We start from the raw sequence: 17,633 nt of genomic DNA on the forward strand, positions 1-17,633 counted from the left end.
ATTCCATTTTTACAGCTTATATCCTGATGTGGATAGATATTCCTGTTTTTTCTATCCAGGGAAGATCCATCATTTGGTTGGTTTTCTGATAAAATCAGCCCCTTGCGCCCCATTTAGCGCACTATCTATGGCTAACCTTTTGAATAATTTAATTATGACGAGAATACTCGCTGCGATAACGCTGTTGCTGAGTATCATATTGACCATATTGGTCACGATTTTTTGTTCTGTGCCGATCATCCTTGCGGGGGTTGTAAAACTCCTTTTGCCCATTCCTGTCGTCTGGCGCAAGGTTTCCGTGTTCTGTAATTTCATGATGTACTGCTGGTGTGAGGGTCTGGCGCTACTGCTGCACCTCAATCCACGACTGAAGTGGGATGTCGAAGGGCTGGAAGGTCTTAGCAAGAAAAACTGGTATCTGCTCATTTGTAACCATTACAGCTGGGCCGATATCGTTGTGCTTTGCGTTCTGTTCCGTAAGCACATCCCGATGAATAAATACTTCCTCAAGCAGCAGTTAGCCTGGGTACCCTTTATTGGCCTGGCCTGCTGGGCGCTGGATATGCCGTTTATGAAACGCTATTCGCGTGGCTACTTGCTCCGTCATCCGGAACGGCGCGGTAAAGATGTCGAAACTACACGTCGTTCCTGCGAGAAATTTCGCGCGCATCCGACAACCATTGTGAATTTTGTTGAAGGTTCACGGTTTACCAAAGAAAAACGCGAGCAAACCCGTTCACCCTATCAAAACCTGCTTCCTCCCAAGGCGGCCGGTATTGCAATGGCATTGAATGTACTGGGTTCACAGTTCGATAAAATGTTGAACGTCACGTTGTGCTATCCGGAAAACAGCAGTCGACCGTTCTACGATATGCTGAGCGGTAAGTTAACGCGGATTGTCGTGCGGGTGAATCTGGAGCCAATCCATGAAGAGTTGCACGGTGATTACGTGAACGATAAGGGATTCAAGCGTCGGTTTCAGCTATGGCTAAACACACTGTGGAGTGAGAAAGACGCGCTGCTCGACGCGATTAAAGCCTCAAATAAAAAAGCCGGTCAGTGACCGGCTTTTCTTTTACTTCTGACCGACCAGATACTTCACGGTATCCGCATACTGCTGTACAAAGATATCCATGCTGCTGGTATCCATACCCTGCGGGTTTACCTGATATTTGCCATTCACGAACATCGCCGGAACGCCCTGCAGCTGCAAATCAGCCGCCGCTTTTTCCTGCTGCGCCACGAGTGATTTCACCACGAAGCTGTTCCATGCCGCATCGTAGTCTTCGCCTTTAATACCTGCGTCGACAAACACTTTGCGGATATCTGCAACAGATTGAACGGTCTGAGTTTTCTGAACCCCTTCAAACAGCGGAACAGTGACCTGATCTTCAACGCCCAGCGCCATAGCAACCGCCCATGCCTGCGTCAGATCTTTCCCCAAAGGCCCCAGAAATTCGACGTGGTACTTGGTCATCTTGGTGCCTTCCGGTAGCTTTTTCTTCACGTTATCAGACACGTGAAGCACTTCTTCAAACTGGTAGCAGTGCGGGCAGTAGAAGGAGAAAAACTCCAACACTTGCGGTTCACCTGCAACAGGCTTCTCCAGGGTGATGTATTGTTTGCCATCCTGGAACTGTGCTGCAGATGCGCTAAAAGCTAAAACCATACCAGCCAGCGCCAGCCATATTTTTTTCATGTTCACGTTTCTCCGATTAATACATTGGCGTTAATTGTAAGGGGGGCTCTTGCAGAATTTTTGCCTGCTCAATAAAGGTCGCGGTCTGACGGTGCCAGTAATCTTCCCCGGTTAACCACGGGAAGTTTTTTGGAAACGCAGGGTCAGCCCAACGTCGAATTAGCCAGGCAAGATAATAAACTAAACGCATAGCGCGTAAAGGTTCTATCAGTCCGATTTCAGAGATGTCGAACTCACTAAACTCTTCATAAGCCTCGATAATGGTTTCAAGCTGCATGCGTTGTTCAGCTTTATCGCCATTGAGGAGCATCCATAAATCCTGAATAGCCGGACCGTTGCGGGCATCATCTAAATCGACAAACATTGGGCCATCGCGCCACAGAATATTACCGGCATGACAATCACCGTGCAGGCGTAACGTAGTAAAACGCGTATGCCAGCGATCGGTAACGAGCGCGATCAGCGCATCCGTTGCCTTAAAGAAGGCCGCTTTTTGCCCTGATGGGATCAGCGGTGCGTGTTCAAAAACGTTACGCGGCTCAGTCAGGTATTCTTCAAGGCCAATCGTTGGGCGAAAGGCAAAAGTACGCTTGCAGCCGGTCTGATGCATACGCCCCAGATAGCGACCCACGGCCTCCATCTGATCGATGTTGTCGGCTTCAAACTGACGACCACCTACGCTGGGGAAGATCGCATAGTGAAAACCCTGATGGCTCAACAGCGTTTGACCATTCAGAACCAGAGGCGCAGCTACCGGGACTTCATCGCTCACCAGTTCCAGAGCAAACTGGTGTTCTTCCTGGATCTGATCGACAGACCAACGTTCAGGGCGATAAAATTTAACGACAAAGCGTCGACGGTCTTCGTCCTGGAATTGATAGACACGGTTTTCATAGCTGTTAAGCGGGGTAAGCCCGGAATCCACCCGGATCCCCTGCTCAAACAGTGCATCCATGATGGTATCCGGGTGTAGCGTCTGGAAATTAAAAGCGTTGTCGTTCATCCCATCATCCGGAAAATACTACGAATGATTCAGGATATCATTTCGCAGCGCTTTCGGTGGCGGCGATTACAAGCTTTTACTCTTTAATTACGCCACGTGCGCGGAGTAGTGCAGTTTTAAAATCTTCTTCATAATCTTTCTGAATACCAGGGATGACAGCGTCTTTCGCCGAGTCACGCATTTTCAGATGATAGATCAGAATGTCATCAGTTAAATCCGCCAGTTCGCCGTCAAAACCTGACTCTTGCGCCAGTTTCTGTAAAAATTGCATCAGGTTAAGATCGGGTTCCTTTTGCCAGGCCGGCTGGAGGAGTTCAATAACTTCATTCAGACGTTTACATTTCATGGTTGTGCTCCTTAGGCTCAATACGGATACGTTAGCAGGGTCAATCCCACATTAAAAGAGGCGATATCAGTGATTCTGGATAGTGCAATAACAGGGGTTGTGCTGGCAGGTGGTAAGGCCAGACGGATGGGTGGAACCGACAAAGGTCTGCTTGAGCTGGACAGTAAACCTCTTTGGCGACATGTGGCCGACATTCTCGCTTTGCAGGTCGAAACCGTGGTGGTTAATGCCAATCGCCACAGGGATATATACCAGCAAAGCGGCCTGAAAGTTATTCCTGATTCATTGGCCGATTTCCCTGGCCCACTGGCCGGGATGCTGTCGGTATTCCTGCAACAAACGGGGGAATGGTTTTTGTTCTGCCCGTGCGATATGCCCTATATTCCTCACGATCTGGTCGCTCGTTTAAAAGAGCAGCGCAAAGCTGCACCGGTTGTCTGGGTGCATGATGGTGAAAGAGATCATCCGACCATTGCGCTGATGCACCGCTCCATGCAGCCCTTACTGCAGGATTATCTTCAGTCCGGTGAAAGACGCGTTATGGTCTTTATGCGCCAGGCTGGCGGCCATGCCGTCGATTTCAGCGATCACAAAGATGCGTTCGTGAACGTGAACACCCCCGAAGAACTCGCAAAATGGCAGGAAAAATCATGATCCCATTACTCGCCATTGCAGCATGGAGCGGAACGGGAAAAACCACTCTGCTCAAAAAATTGATTCCTGAGCTACGTGCCAGAGGTATACGTCCCGGATTAATTAAGCATACTCATCACAATATGGATGTCGATAAACCCGGCAAAGATAGCTATGAGCTTCGTAAAGCGGGTGCTGCACAAACGCTAGTCGCCAGCCAGCAACGATGGGCGTTAATGGTAGAAACACCGGAAGAGCCAGAACTGGATTTAGCGTATCTGGTAAGCCGGATGGACGCTTCAACGTTGGATATGGTGTTGGTTGAGGGCTTTAAGCATGAACCTGTCGCTAAGATCGTGCTGTTTCGCGACGGTTGCGGGCACAGTCCTGAGGAATTGGCGATAGACGAATATGTTATCGCAGTTGCCAGTGATGTTCCGCTGGCGGTGGATGTGCCATTGTTAGATATCAACGATATACAGCAACTTGCTGATTTTGTTACGCAATGGATAAGATGGTAACTGTGGTGTTGTGATGAGCCTGATGCGCTGCGCTTATCAGCGCCTACAAAATACATTCAGTCCAGCGCAGGCCGGATAAGGCGGGACGCTGCATCCGGCGGTTTTTACCCCGCACAGACGCAAAGAAGCCCATCCGTCAGGATGGGCTTCTTCACTTTAATTAATGCCTGGCAGTTCCCTACTCTCGCATGGGGAGACCCCACACTACCATCGGCGCTACGGCGTTTCACTTCTGAGTTCGGCATGGGGTCAGGTGGGACCACCGCGCTACAGCCGCCAGGCAAATTCTTTGTGCTCTGTACGCAATACTTTATCGCACCCGCCGCGTTGGCTGCTTTCGCGAACCTCAGTCACATACTTCTGTATGCTCCTTCCGTCGCTTCACTTGCCGCCTTGCTGCTGCGCAAACTATTGCGTACTTACAATCTGTATCAGGCTGAAAATCGTCTCTCTTCGCCAAAACATCTTCGGCGTTGTAAGGTTAAGCCTCACGGTTCATTAGTATCGGTTAGCTCAACGTATCGCTACGCTTACACACCCGACCTATCAACGTCGTCGTCTTCAACGTTCCTTCAGGAGACTTACAGTCTCAGGGAGAACTCATCTCGGGGCAAGTTTCGTGCTTAGATGCTTTCAGCACTTATCTCTTCCGCATTTAGCTACCGGGCAATGCCATTGGCATGACAACCCGAACACCAGTGATGCGTCCACTCCGGTCCTCTCGTACTAGGAGCAGCCCCCCTCAATTCTCCAGCGCCCACGGCAGATAGGGACCGAACTGTCTCACGACGTTCTAAACCCAGCTCGCGTACCACTTTAAATGGCGAACAGCCATACCCTTGGGACCTACTTCAGCCCCAGGATGTGATGAGCCGACATCGAGGTGCCAAACACCGCCGTCGATATGAACTCTTGGGCGGTATCAGCCTGTTATCCCCGGAGTACCTTTTATCCGTTGAGCGATGGCCCTTCCATTCAGAACCACCGGATCACTAAGACCTGCTTTCGCACCTGCTCGAGCCGTCACTCTCGCAGTCAAGCTAGCTTATGCCTTTGCACTAACCTCCTGATGTCCGACCAGGATTAGCTAACCTTCGTGCTCCTCCGTTACTCTTTAGGAGGAGACCGCCCCAGTCAAACTACCCACCAGACACTGTCCGCAACCCGGATTACGGGCCCACGTTAGAACACCAGCCATTAAAGGGTGGTATTTCAAGGTTGGCTCCATGCAGACTGGCGTCCACACTTCAAAGCCTCCCACCTATCCTACACATCAAGGACCAGTGTTCAGTGTCAAGCTATAGTAAAGGTTCACGGGGTCTTTCCGTCTTGCCGCGGGTACACTGCATCTTCACAGCGAGTTCAATTTCACTGAGTCTCGGGTGGAGACAGCCTGGCCATCATTACGCCATTCGTGCAGGTCGGAACTTACCCGACAAGGAATTTCGCTACCTTAGGACCGTTATAGTTACGGCCGCCGTTTACCGGGGCTTCGATCAAGAGCTTCTCCTTACGGATAACCCCATCAATTAACCTTCCGGCACCGGGCAGGCGTCACACCGTATACGTCCACTTTCGTGTTTGCACAGTGCTGTGTTTTTAATAAACAGTTGCAGCCAGCTGGTATCTTCGACTGATTTCAGCTCCATGAGTAAATCACTTCACCTACATATCAGCGTGCCTTCTCCCGAAGTTACGGCACCATTTTGCCTAGTTCCTTCACCCGAGTTCTCTCAAGCGCCTTGGTATTCTCTACCTGACCACCTGTGTCGGTTTGGGGTACGATTTCGTGTTACCTGATGCTTAGAGGCTTTTCCTGGAAGCAGGGCATTTGTTACTTCAGCACCGTAGTGCCTCGTCATCACACCTCAGCGTTAATAAGGTACCGGATTTACCTGGAACCTCCGCCTACATGCTTAAACCGGGACAACCGTCGCCCGGCTAACATAGCCTTCTCCGTCCCCCCTTCGCAGTAACACCAAGTACAGGAATATTAACCTGTTTCCCATCGACTACGCCTTTCGGCCTCGCCTTAGGGGTCGACTCACCCTGCCCCGATTAACGTTGGACAGGAACCCTTGGTCTTCCGGCGTGCGGGTTTTTCACCCGCATTATCGTTACTTATGTCAGCATTCGCACTTCTGATACCTCCAGCATGCCTCACGACACACCTTCAACGGCTTACAGAACGCTCCCCTACCCAACAACACATAGTGTCGCTGCCGCAGCTTCGGTGCACAGTTTAGCCCCGTTACATCTTCCGCGCAGGCCGACTCGACCAGTGAGCTATTACGCTTTCTTTAAATGATGGCTGCTTCTAAGCCAACATCCTGGCTGTCTGTGCCTTCCCACATCGTTTCCCACTTAACTGTGACTTTGGGACCTTAGCTGGCGGTCTGGGTTGTTTCCCTCTTCACGACGGACGTTAGCACCCGCCGTGTGTCTCCCGTGATAACATTCTTCGGTATTCGCAGTTTGCATCGGGTTGGTAAGTCGGGATGACCCCCTAGCCGAAACAGTGCTCTACCCCCGAAGATGAGTTCACGAGGCGCTACCTAAATAGCTTTCGGGGAGAACCAGCTATCTCCCGGTTTGATTGGCCTTTCACCCCCAGCCACAAGTCATCCGCTAATTTTTCAACATTAGTCGGTTCGGTCCTCCAGTTAGTGTTACCCAACCTTCAACCTGCCCATGGCTAGATCACCGGGTTTCGGGTCTATACCCTGCAACTTAACGCCCAGTTAAGACTCGGTTTCCCTTCGGCTCCCCTATACGGTTAACCTTGCTACAGAATATAAGTCGCTGACCCATTATACAAAAGGTACGCAGTCACCCCATTAAGAGGCTCCCACTGCTTGTACGTACACGGTTTCAGGTTCTTTTTCACTCCCCTCGCCGGGGTTCTTTTCGCCTTTCCCTCACGGTACTGGTTCACTATCGGTCAGTCAGGAGTATTTAGCCTTGGAGGATGGTCCCCCCATATTCAGACAGGATACCACGTGTCCCGCCCTACTCTTCGAGTTCACAGCCTGTGCATTTTGGTGTACGGGACTATCACCCTGTACCGTCGGACTTTCCAGACCGTTCCACTAACACACAAGCTGATTCAGACTCTGGGCTGCTCCCCGTTCGCTCGCCGCTACTGGGGGAATCTCGGTTGATTTCTTTTCCTCGGGGTACTTAGATGTTTCAGTTCCCCCGGTTCGCTTCATTACGCTATGTATTCACGTAATGATAGTGTGACGAATCACACTGGGTTTCCCCATTCGGAAATCGCCGGTTATAACGGTTCATATCACCTTACCGACGCTTATCGCAGATTAGCACGTCCTTCATCGCCTCTGACTGCCAGGGCATCCACCGTGTACGCTTAGTCGCTTAACCTCACAACCCGAAGATGTTTCGTAAAACACCACCGTGTTGCGAAAATTTGAGAGACTCGAACACACCGCTTTTCATTTCTTATTACGGAGAAATGAAACAGTGTGTCGTTTCAATTTTCAGCTTGATCCAGATTTTTAAAGAGCAAAACTTCGCAGTGAACCTTTTCAGGTACACTCTGAAGTTTTCTTGTATTGTTGCAGTAAAGATGGTGGAGCTATGCGGGATCGAACCGCAGACCTCCTGCGTGCAAAGCAGGCGCTCTCCCAGCTGAGCTATAGCCCCATCGTAGTTATCTCATTCACCTTAATTCTTGCTGAGACAAGGCGTGGAGCGGCGAAGCATACTGAAGTATGCGAGTCGTTTCACAACGCGGTATCAGAAAGAATTTGGTAGGCCTGAGTGGACTTGAACCACCGACCTCACCCTTATCAGGGGTGCGCTCTAACCACCTGAGCTACAAGCCTGCAGAGATTTTTACTGCTAATTTTTCATCAGACAATCTGTGTGAGCACTACAAAGAACGTTTCTTTAAGGTAAGGAGGTGATCCAACCGCAGGTTCCCCTACGGTTACCTTGTTACGACTTCACCCCAGTCATGAATCACAAAGTGGTAAGCGCCCTCCCGAAGGTTAAGCTACCTACTTCTTTTGCAACCCACTCCCATGGTGTGACGGGCGGTGTGTACAAGGCCCGGGAACGTATTCACCGTGGCATTCTGATCCACGATTACTAGCGATTCCGACTTCATGGAGTCGAGTTGCAGACTCCAATCCGGACTACGACATACTTTATGAGGTCCGCTTGCTCTCGCGAGGTCGCTTCTCTTTGTATATGCCATTGTAGCACGTGTGTAGCCCTACTCGTAAGGGCCATGATGACTTGACGTCATCCCCACCTTCCTCCAGTTTATCACTGGCAGTCTCCTTTGAGTTCCCGGCCGGACCGCTGGCAACAAAGGATAAGGGTTGCGCTCGTTGCGGGACTTAACCCAACATTTCACAACACGAGCTGACGACAGCCATGCAGCACCTGTCTCACGGTTCCCGAAGGCACTAAAGCATCTCTGCTAAATTCCGTGGATGTCAAGAGTAGGTAAGGTTCTTCGCGTTGCATCGAATTAAACCACATGCTCCACCGCTTGTGCGGGCCCCCGTCAATTCATTTGAGTTTTAACCTTGCGGCCGTACTCCCCAGGCGGTCGACTTAACGCGTTAGCTCCGGAAGCCACGCCTCAAGGGCACAACCTCCAAGTCGACATCGTTTACGGCGTGGACTACCAGGGTATCTAATCCTGTTTGCTCCCCACGCTTTCGCACCTGAGCGTCAGTCTTTGTCCAGGGGGCCGCCTTCGCCACCGGTATTCCTCCAGATCTCTACGCATTTCACCGCTACACCTGGAATTCTACCCCCCTCTACAAGACTCTAGCCTGCCAGTTTCGGATGCAGTTCCCAGGTTGAGCCCGGGGATTTCACATCCGACTTGACAGACCGCCTGCGTGCGCTTTACGCCCAGTAATTCCGATTAACGCTTGCACCCTCCGTATTACCGCGGCTGCTGGCACGGAGTTAGCCGGTGCTTCTTCTGCGAGTAACGTCAATTGCTGCGGTTATTAACCTCAGCACCTTCCTCCTCGCTGAAAGTACTTTACAACCCGAAGGCCTTCTTCATACACGCGGCATGGCTGCATCAGGCTTGCGCCCATTGTGCAATATTCCCCACTGCTGCCTCCCGTAGGAGTCTGGACCGTGTCTCAGTTCCAGTGTGGCTGGTCATCCTCTCAGACCAGCTAGGGATCGTCGCCTAGGTGAGCCGTTACCCCACCTACTAGCTAATCCCATCTGGGCACATCCGATGGCAAGAGGCCCGAAGGTCCCCCTCTTTGGTCTTGCGACGTTATGCGGTATTAGCTACCGTTTCCAGTAGTTATCCCCCTCCATCGGGCAGTTTCCCAGACATTACTCACCCGTCCGCCACTCGTCACCCGAGAGCAAGCTCTCTGTGCTACCGTTCGACTTGCATGTGTTAGGCCTGCCGCCAGCGTTCAATCTGAGCCATGATCAAACTCTTCAATTTAAGTTTGATGCTCGTGAATTAAACTTCGTAATGAATTACGTATGTTCACTCAGAGACTTGGTATTCATTTTTCGTCTTGCGACGTTAAGAATCCGTATCTTCGAGTGCCCACACAGATTGTCTGATAAATTGTTAAAGAGCAGTGCCGCTTCGCTTTTCTCAGCGGCGCGGGGTGTGCATATTACGCCATCCCGCCACGAAGTCAAGCATTTAATTGTGCTTTCTTCGCCGAGGTTCTCAGTGAAACCCCGCCGACCCGGCGGCTTGCGTGCCGTTGTTCCGTGTCAGTGGAGGCGCATTATAGGGAGTTATTTCAGGCTGACAAGAGGAAATTTAAAATAATTTTCCGAGTGATTATTTTTTATTCTTTACGCTTATTTTGACACCGTTTTGTGGGTTAATTGGGCGATTTCCCGCGCGAAACCCGCGACCTGTTCCCAATCGGTATACACCACTTCTTTATGCGTATCCGTTTCACCGCCTGACATCTTCATTATCAGTTGGATCATAACGCGGTCATACCAGCGATAACGGGGATACCGCAAAGCGCCGGCAATAACCGCGCTACGGTCTGGCCGCCACGGCGAACTCATCAGGAACTTGCGCGCATAGCTGTTAGTTTGAGGCGTGCGTTTTTCCGGTTTACGGGCAACCAAGTTAACGGAGTAGAACGCACTCGGCATCGCATTCAGCCGCGTAGCATGCTTTTTCACAAATTCCTGAAAAGCAGCATGGTAATGACCATAGCGAATCGAGGCGCCAATCACCACGCTGTCATAATTTTGCCAGTCAGGCTCCGCGGTACGATGCAAATTAAGCACATCCGCCCAAACACCCAGCTCTTTGAGCTCAGAAGCCAGATACTCGGCGATTTCGCGCGTTTGTCCGTCCCGGGAAGAAAAAAGAATCAGTGTTTTCACGTGTTACTCCATTATTCACGCCAGAAGGTAGGGGTAAAGAGTACCAGCAGAGTAAAGACCTCCAGACGACCAAACAGCATATTGGCAATCAGGATCCACTTCGCTACGGGGTTCATACTGGCAAAGTTGTCGGCGACAACCCCCAGCCCTGGCCCCAGGTTATTCAGCGTCGCGACCACGGAGGCAAACGCAGAGAAGTCATCTACGCCAGTCGCAATAATCGCCAGCATACTGATAATAAAGACCAGCGCATAGGCAGAGAAGAATCCCCATACGGCTTCAAGAATTCGCTCCGGCAACGCACGATTACCCAGTTTGATACTGTAAACCGCATTCGGATGGACCAGTCGTTTCAATTCACGGTTACCCTGCTTAAACAGCAGCAGGATACGAATCACCTTCAAGCCACCGCCCGTCGACCCGGCACACCCGCCGATAAACGCAGAACACAGCAACAGCACCGGCAGGAACAGCGGCCAGCGGGCAATACTGTCTGTAGTAAATCCGGCGGTCGTCGCCATCGATACCACCTGGAAAAAGGCCTGGTTGATCGTCGTGAGCGCAGATCCATAGGTATTGTGTATCCACAACACCAGCGTACAGACAGCCACCAGCGTCAACTGTACGCCGATGAACATGCGGAATTCCGGATCGCGCCAGTAGACCTTCAAACTACGCCCGCTTAATAAAGAGAAGTGCAGACCATAGTTACAACCGGAGATCAGCAAGAAGATAGCAATAATAGTGTTAATCGTGGGACTGTCGAAATAGCCCACGCTGGCATCGTGTGTGGAAAAGCCGCCAATGGCAATTGTGGCAAAACTGTGCCCAATGGCATCAAACGCGGGCATCCCGGCAAACCATAGCGCCAGTGCGCAGGCCACCGTCAGTAATACATAGATAAGCCACAACGTTTTTGCCGTTTCGGCAATACGCGGGCGCATTTTATTATCTTTCAGCGGCCCAGGCATTTCTGCCCGATAGAGCTGCATGCCACCCACACCAAGAATAGGCAGGATAGCCACCGCCAGCACGATGATCCCCATCCCGCCGAACCATTGCAGCATCTGGCGATAAAAGAGAATCGCGTGTGGCAATGAATCCAGCCCCACCAGCGTCGTCGCACCGGTAGTGGTCAATCCGGAAAAGGATTCAAAAAAAGCGTCGGTTATCGTGAGGTTAGGGCTTTCCGCAAAAATAAATGGCAGCGCACCCACGCTCCCCAGCACGGTCCAGAACAAAACGACAATCAGAAATCCTTCGCGTGATTTTAGCTCGCCCTTCTCTTTACGGTTTGGCCACCACAGCATGGAGCCGATCGCCAAAGCAACGAAGAAAGTTTGGGTGAATGCACGCCCTGCCCCGTCACGGTAGATGAGCGCTACCAGTCCAGGGATAATCATTGTCCCCGAGAATAAGATGACCAGTAGTCCAACGATTCGGGTGATGGCGCGAAAATGCATCTCTGCCGCTTCCTTAGTTCTTTAAAATGAGGTGGGGATTATTCTTCAATCGCTAACAATTGCAATGAACCACGACTAAAATCCGCCAGTTTTGCCGAAAACTCATCCACTTTGGCAAAAGGAAGCGCCACCCTGAGTCGAACAAAAGCCTGGTAATCACTGGCAACGACTTTACCGTCAAACTGCCCCAGCAAGGCTTCAATGCCTGCCAGCTGACCGTACTCACACAGCAAAGTATATTCGGTTAATGGCGTCTTGCGCTGTGTCGTTAACTGCCGCAGCGCCTGATTCACCCCACCACCGTAGGCTTTTACCAGTCCTCCCGTACCGAGAAGGATACCGCCGTAGTAGCGCACCACCACCGCAGTAATCTCACCGACACTGCTCCCCATCAGCTGTGCGAGCATCGGTTTACCTGCCGTACCCGCCGGTTCGCCATCGTCTGAAAATCCCAGCTGCTGCGAGTCATTGGGCGCACCCGCCACCCACGCCACACAATGGTGGCGGGCGTCCGGGTGTTCCGCTTTGACTGACTCAACAAACGCTTTTGCCGCTTCTACGCCGTCCGTATGGGCGAGCAGCGTAATGAAGCGGCTTTTTTTGATCTCTTCGACGACGCTAACCGGCGCCGCAGGGATTAACCAACTGTCCATTACGCCAGTTTCAAATCCCGCGTCATGTTTTCGATATTGTTTTCGTGGACCACCACGTTGTCTTCAATACGAATACCGCCGAACGGTTTCAGGGCTTCAATTTTCTGCCAGTTGAAGTGTTTGCTGAACTGCCCTTCACGCCATGGCGCCAGCAGAGATTCAATGAAGTAAATGCCCGGTTCGATGGTCAGAACCATGCCCGGTTGCAATACGCGGGTGCAACGCAGGTAAGGATACTTCGACGGCGCGGCCAGATGGGTACCACTGTCATCCTGCATAAAGCCAGCGACATCATGTACCTGCAGGCCCAGCGGGTGACCAATGCCGTGTGGCATAAACGGCCCGGTAAGATCGTTTTCTACCATCGCCTCTTCACTCATATCGGTGATGATTTGATGCTTACGCAGCAGCTTCGCGATGCGCTGATGGAACTGAATGTGGTAATCCACGTAGCTGGTACCTGCTTTCATGGTGGCAATCAGCGCCAGCTCTTCGTCGTTAACGTCTTTCACCAGATGCGCATAGTCGTTGTCGCTTTTCGCCGACCAGGTTCGCGTCAGGTCTGCCGCATAGCCGTTGTATTCCGCGCCAGCGTCGAGCAGGAAGCTGCGGATTTCAGACGGCGCCTGATGATCCAGCTTGGTGTAATGAAGAACCGAAGCATGCTCGTTAAGCGCCACGATGTTGCTGTATGGCACGTCGGTGTCGCGATGACCGGTAGCCGTCAGGTAAGCGAGGTTGATGTCAAACTCGCTCATTCCGGAACGGAACGCTTCTTCCGCGGCACGGTGTCCATTCACCGCCATTTTCTGCGCTTCGCGCATGCAGGCCAGTTCGTAATCCGTTTTATAAGCACGGTAATAATGCAGGTAGTCAATCACCCCTTTCGGGTTGATGTTACTGGCCGCGATGTCCAGTTGCAGTGCGCGTTCCGGAACCGGACCGATATAACCGATATTGCCGCGAGCAGCAGGCAGTTGGCTACCGATACCATCCGCTTTCGGCAGCGCGATGATCTCGACCTCTTCCGTCCAGAAAGAGGTCGGCAGCGGTTCAACGTTGTGCCAGTAATCGACCGGCAGGTAGAACCACAGCTTTGGCTTATTCACACCATCCACCAGCAACCAGCAGTTGGGAACCTGCGTTACGGGAACCCAGGCTTTAAACTGCGGGTTGACCTTAAACGGATACGGATGATCGTCGAGAAAGACGTTAATCAGCTCACCTGAATGAATAAGTAACGCATCCAGCTTGAAGCGCGCCAGCGCGTCGCGCGTCCGTTCCTGTAGGGTAACGATATGATTTTTATAGAGTGCGGCCAGTGATTCCATTTTCTATCCTTCTGTTTTTTTGACCTCAAGTCTCCGCATCTTAGCACATCGCCTTGTGAGTGCGTGATTTCTGCCGAGCGTGATCAAATCGTCATTTCTTTAATCATTCATTTGCATTTTATTAACACAAAATACACACTTCGATTCATCTGGTATGACCAGATCACCTTGCGGATTCAGGAGACTGACATGCTTTACAAAGGCGACACCCTGTACCTCGACTGGCTGGAAGATGGCATCGCCGAACTGGTGTTCGATGCCCCTGGTTCGGTCAATAAACTCGACACGGCCACCGTTGCCAGCCTGGGCCATGCGCTTGACGTGCTGGAAAAACAACCGAATTTAAAAGGGCTGCTGCTGCGTTCTAACAAAGCAGCCTTTATTGTTGGTGCCGATATCACCGAATTCCTTTCACTGTTCCTCGTGCCTGAAGAGCAGTTGAGCCAGTGGCTGCATTTTGCCAACAGCGTCTTTAACCGCCTCGAAGATCTGCCTGTTCCGACCCTCTCTGCGGTAAACGGCTACGCGCTGGGCGGCGGCTGCGAGTGTGTCCTGGCAACCGATTATCGTCTGGCAACGCCGGACCTGCGCATCGGCCTGCCGGAAACTAAGCTGGGTATTATGCCGGGCTTTGGTGGCTCCGTGCGTATGCCACGTATGCTGGGTGCAGACAGCGCGCTGGAAATCATTGCGGCAGGTAAAGATGTTGGCGCTGAGCAAGCGCTGAAAATCGGCCTGGTCGATGGCGTGGTGAAGCAAGACAAACTGCTTGATGGCGCGATTGCGGTATTACGTCAGGCAATTAATGGCGATCTTGACTGGAAAGCCAAACGTCAGCCGAAGCTGGAGCCGTTGAAACTCAGCAAAATTGAAGCGGCTATGAGCTTTACCATTGCCAAAGGTATGGTAGCGCAGACGGCAGGTAAGCACTATCCCGCGCCGATTACCGCAGTAAAAACCATTGAAGCAGCGGCCCGTTTTGGCCGTGATGAAGCGCTGAATCTGGAAAATAAAAGCTTTGTGCCACTGGCGCACACCAGTGAAGCTCGCGCGCTGGTTGGGATATTCCTGAACGATCAGTTCGTGAAAGCCAAAGCCAAAAAACTCACCAAAAATATTGAGGCACCAAAGCAAGCGGCAGTGCTGGGTGCAGGTATTATGGGTGGCGGCATCGCGTACCAGTCAGCCTGGAAAGGCGTGCCGGTTGTGATGAAAGATATCAATGACAAATCATTAACGCTCGGCATGACCGAAGCGGCCAAGCTACTGAACAAACAGCTTGAGCGCGGCAAAATTGACGGTCTGAAAATGGCGGGCGTGATTTCCACCATTCATCCAACCCTCGACTATAGCGGCTTTGAGCGTGTGGACGTGGTGGTTGAAGCGGTCGTGGAAAACCCGAAAGTGAAAAAAGCGGTGCTGGCGGAGACTGAAGACAAAGTTCGCCCGGACACCGTACTGGCGTCGAATACCTCTACCATCCCAATCAACGAGCTGGCCAGCGCGCTCAAGCGCCCGGAAAACTTCTGTGGGATGCACTTCTTTAACCCGGTGCACCGTATGCCGCTGGTTGAGATCATTCGCGGTGAGAAAAGCTCGGATGAAACCATCGCCAGGGTTGTCGCCTGGGCAAGTCAGATGGGCAAAACGCCAATTGTGGTGAATGACTGCCCCGGTTTCTTCGTGAACCGCGTACTCTTCCCCTATTTTGCCGGTTTCAGCCAGCTGCTGCGTGATGGGGCGGATTTCCGCAAAGTCGACAAAGTCATGGAAAAACAGTTTGGCTGGCCGATGGGCCCGGCTTATCTGCTGGACGTGGTGGGTATTGATACCGCACATCACGCGCAGGCAGTGATGTCCGCAGGCTTCCCTCAGCGTATGCAAAAAGATTATCGCGACGCGATAGACGCCCTGTTTGATGCTAACCGTTTCGGACAGAAAAACGGTCTTGGATTCTGGCGTTATAAAGAAGACAACAAGGGCAAGCCGAAGAAAGAAGAGGATGCCACCGTTGATGATCTGCTGGCAGAAGTCAGCCAGCCGAAACGCGACTTTAGCGATGAAGAAATTATCGCCCGCATGATGATCCCAATGGTCAACGAAGTGGTGCGTTGTCTGGAAGAAGGCATTATCGCCAGTCCGGCAGAAGCCGATATGGCGCTGGTTTATGGCCTGGGCTTCCCCCCGTTCCACGGCGGCGCGTTCCGCTGGCTGGATACGCTCGGCAGCGCGAAGTATCTCGATATGGCTCAGCAGTATCAGCACCTTGGCCCGCTGTATGAAGTTCCGGCTGGCCTGCGTGATAAAGCACGCCATAACGAACCGTATTATCCCCAGGTTGAGCCTGCCCGCCCGGTTGGCAGCCTGAAAACGGCTTAAGGAGTCACAATGGAACAGGTTGTAATTGTTGATGCGATCCGTACCCCGATGGGCCGTTCGAAAGGGGGGGCGTTTCGTAACGTGCGGGCAGAAGATCTCTCCGCACATTTAATGCGTAGCCTGCTGGCGCGTAATCCCGCGCTGGAGCCAACCGCGCTGGATGATATTTACTGGGGCTGTGTGCAGCAAACGCTGGAGCAGGGTTTTAACATTGCCCGTAACGCCGCGCTGCTGGCGGAAATCCCGCACTCCGTTCCGGCGGTCACCGTGAACCGTCTGTGTGGCTCTTCGATGCAGGCGTTGCACGACGCTGCGCGCATGATCATGACCGGCGATGCTCAGGCGTGCCTGGTGGGCGGCGTGGAGCATATGGGCCATGTACCAATGAGCCACGGCGTTGATTTCCATCCGGGCATGAGCCGCAACGTAGCAAAAGCGGCGGGGATGATGGGTCTGACCGCAGAAATGCTCTCCCGCATGCACGGCATCAGCCGTGAAATGCAGGATGCTTTCGCCGCACGTTCACATGCTCGCGCCTGGGCTGCAACACAGTCTGGCGCATTTAAAAACGAAATCATCCCGACCGGCGGCCATGATGCCGACGGCGTGCTGAAGCAGTTTAACTACGATGAGGTTATCCGCCCGGAGACAACCGTTGAAGCGCTGTCCACCCTGCGCCCGGCGTTCGATCCGGTGAGCGGAACGGTCACTGCGGGTACCTCCTCCGCGCTCTCCGACGGCGCAGCGGCGATGCTGGTGATGAGTGAGAGCCGTGCTCGTGAGCTGGGTCTGACGCCGCGAGCCCGTATTCGTTCGATGGCTGTTGTCGGCTGCGACCCCTCAATCATGGGTTATGGTCCGGTTCCGGCCTCAAAGCTGGCGCTGAAAAAAGCCGGACTCTCCGCCAGCGACATCGGCTTGTTTGAGATGAACGAAGCCTTTGCCGCCCAGATCCTGCCGTGCATTAAAGATCTGGGGCTGATGGAGCAGATAGACGAGAAGATCAACCTCAACGGCGGCGCGATCGCCCTGGGTCACCCACTGGGATGCTCTGGTGCGCGTATCAGTACCACCCTGCTCAACCTGATGGAACGCAAAGACGTGCAATTTGGTCTGGCAACGATGTGTATCGGGTTAGGTCAGGGCATCGCAACGGTATTTGAGCGAGTTTAATCAAAGATAAATTCCCCTAAATAATTCGCGCTGCATCGCGGCGGCAACTGAGCG

At 52.3% G+C, this 17,633-nt stretch carries 13 protein-coding genes, 2 tRNA genes and 3 rRNA genes; 5 read left to right on the forward strand and 13 right to left on the reverse strand.

Going from position 1 to position 17,633, the window contains the following annotated elements:
- Positions 1-69 precede the first annotated feature (69 nt).
- Positions 70-315, reverse strand: a complete 246-nt coding sequence (locus tag I6L54_RS24195; RefSeq protein WP_223237011.1) for a hypothetical protein — start codon at positions 313-315, stop codon at positions 70-72.
- Between I6L54_RS24195 and I6L54_RS00770 the strand changes: the two genes are divergently transcribed.
- A complete protein-coding gene (locus I6L54_RS00770) occupies positions 209-1,063 on the forward strand; it encodes a 1-acylglycerol-3-phosphate O-acyltransferase, YihG family (RefSeq protein ID WP_233614764.1) in 855 nt (284 codons plus the stop codon). The genes I6L54_RS24195 and I6L54_RS00770 overlap by 107 nt on opposite strands.
- 12 nt (positions 1,064-1,075) lie before the next feature.
- On the opposite strand, the gene dsbA is transcribed toward I6L54_RS00770, so the two are convergent.
- From dsbA to I6L54_RS00785, 3 genes are all read right to left on the reverse strand, one after another.
- The gene (dsbA, locus tag I6L54_RS00775) at positions 1,076-1,699 is read right to left on the reverse strand and encodes a thiol:disulfide interchange protein DsbA (protein WP_003028621.1); all 624 of its coding nucleotides are present in this window, start codon (positions 1,697-1,699) and stop codon (positions 1,076-1,078) included.
- Between the two features lie 16 nt (positions 1,700-1,715).
- The gene (locus I6L54_RS00780; RefSeq protein WP_040233104.1) at positions 1,716-2,702 is read right to left on the reverse strand and encodes a serine/threonine protein kinase; all 987 of its coding nucleotides are present in this window, start codon (positions 2,700-2,702) and stop codon (positions 1,716-1,718) included.
- Positions 2,703-2,778: 76 nt separating this feature from the next.
- Complete coding sequence (locus I6L54_RS00785; protein WP_003028616.1) at positions 2,779-3,048, reverse strand: YihD family protein; 270 nt, start codon at positions 3,046-3,048, stop codon at positions 2,779-2,781.
- 126 nt (positions 3,049-3,174) lie between these two features.
- Here I6L54_RS00785 and mobA point away from each other — a divergent pair, with 126 nt between their 5' ends.
- Together mobA and mobB are read left to right on the forward strand one after the other, a co-directional pair.
- Entirely contained in the window at positions 3,175-3,702 is a 528-nt protein-coding gene (gene mobA, locus I6L54_RS00790; protein WP_425514910.1) for a molybdenum cofactor guanylyltransferase MobA, read from the forward strand.
- On the forward strand, positions 3,684-4,202 hold the full coding sequence (gene mobB / locus I6L54_RS00795; protein WP_149692153.1) for a molybdopterin-guanine dinucleotide biosynthesis protein MobB: 519 nt from the start codon (positions 3,684-3,686) through the stop codon (positions 4,200-4,202). Before mobA ends, mobB begins: the two co-directional genes overlap by 19 nt.
- 165 nt (positions 4,203-4,367) lie before the next feature.
- On the opposite strand, the gene rrf is transcribed toward mobB, so the two are convergent.
- The 9 genes from rrf to pepQ all read right to left on the reverse strand — a co-directional run bounded on the left by rrf (position 4,368) and on the right by pepQ (position 14,027).
- Positions 4,368-4,483 (reverse strand): 5S ribosomal RNA (gene rrf / locus I6L54_RS00800).
- Between the two features lie 196 nt (positions 4,484-4,679).
- Positions 4,680-7,586: ribosomal RNA gene (locus I6L54_RS00805) — 23S ribosomal RNA — on the reverse strand.
- 206 nt (positions 7,587-7,792) lie between these two features.
- Positions 7,793-7,868 (reverse strand) — tRNA-Ala (locus I6L54_RS00810).
- A 105-nt stretch (positions 7,869-7,973) separates the two neighbouring features.
- Positions 7,974-8,050 (reverse strand) — tRNA-Ile (locus I6L54_RS00815).
- A 70-nt stretch (positions 8,051-8,120) separates the two neighbouring features.
- Positions 8,121-9,660: ribosomal RNA gene (locus I6L54_RS00820) — 16S ribosomal RNA — on the reverse strand.
- The 16S, 23S and 5S rRNA genes sit together here with 2 tRNA genes alongside, the layout of an rRNA operon.
- A 374-nt stretch (positions 9,661-10,034) precedes the next feature.
- Positions 10,035-10,580, reverse strand: a complete 546-nt coding sequence (hemG, locus tag I6L54_RS00825; protein ID WP_040230104.1) for a menaquinone-dependent protoporphyrinogen IX dehydrogenase — start codon at positions 10,578-10,580, stop codon at positions 10,035-10,037.
- An 11-nt stretch (positions 10,581-10,591) separates the two neighbouring features.
- Positions 10,592-12,043 (reverse strand): Trk system potassium transporter TrkH, encoded by a 1,452-nt coding sequence (gene trkH, locus I6L54_RS00830; protein ID WP_003017848.1) that lies wholly within the window; start codon positions 12,041-12,043, stop codon positions 10,592-10,594.
- Positions 12,044-12,081: 38 nt separating this feature from the next.
- Positions 12,082-12,696 carry an IMPACT family protein gene (locus I6L54_RS00835; RefSeq protein WP_040230103.1) on the reverse strand — a complete coding sequence of 205 codons (615 nt, stop codon included), beginning with the start codon at positions 12,694-12,696 and terminating at the stop codon, positions 12,082-12,084.
- Complete coding sequence (gene pepQ / locus I6L54_RS00840) at positions 12,696-14,027, reverse strand: Xaa-Pro dipeptidase (RefSeq protein ID WP_040230102.1); 1,332 nt, start codon at positions 14,025-14,027, stop codon at positions 12,696-12,698. Before pepQ ends, I6L54_RS00835 begins: the two co-directional genes overlap by 1 nt.
- A 189-nt stretch (positions 14,028-14,216) precedes the next feature.
- Between pepQ and fadB the strand changes: the two genes are divergently transcribed.
- Positions 14,217-16,406, forward strand: a complete 2,190-nt coding sequence (gene fadB, locus I6L54_RS00845; RefSeq protein WP_040230101.1) for a fatty acid oxidation complex subunit alpha FadB — start codon at positions 14,217-14,219, stop codon at positions 16,404-16,406.
- A gap of 9 nt (positions 16,407-16,415) precedes the next feature.
- On the forward strand, positions 16,416-17,579 hold the full coding sequence (fadA, locus tag I6L54_RS00850) for an acetyl-CoA C-acyltransferase FadA (protein WP_005133237.1): 1,164 nt from the start codon (positions 16,416-16,418) through the stop codon (positions 17,577-17,579).
- The last annotated feature ends 54 nt before the right edge of the window (positions 17,580-17,633 follow it).

This window comes from Citrobacter pasteurii (assembly GCF_019047765.1).
Taxonomy (GTDB): domain Bacteria; phylum Pseudomonadota; class Gammaproteobacteria; order Enterobacterales; family Enterobacteriaceae; genus Citrobacter; species Citrobacter pasteurii.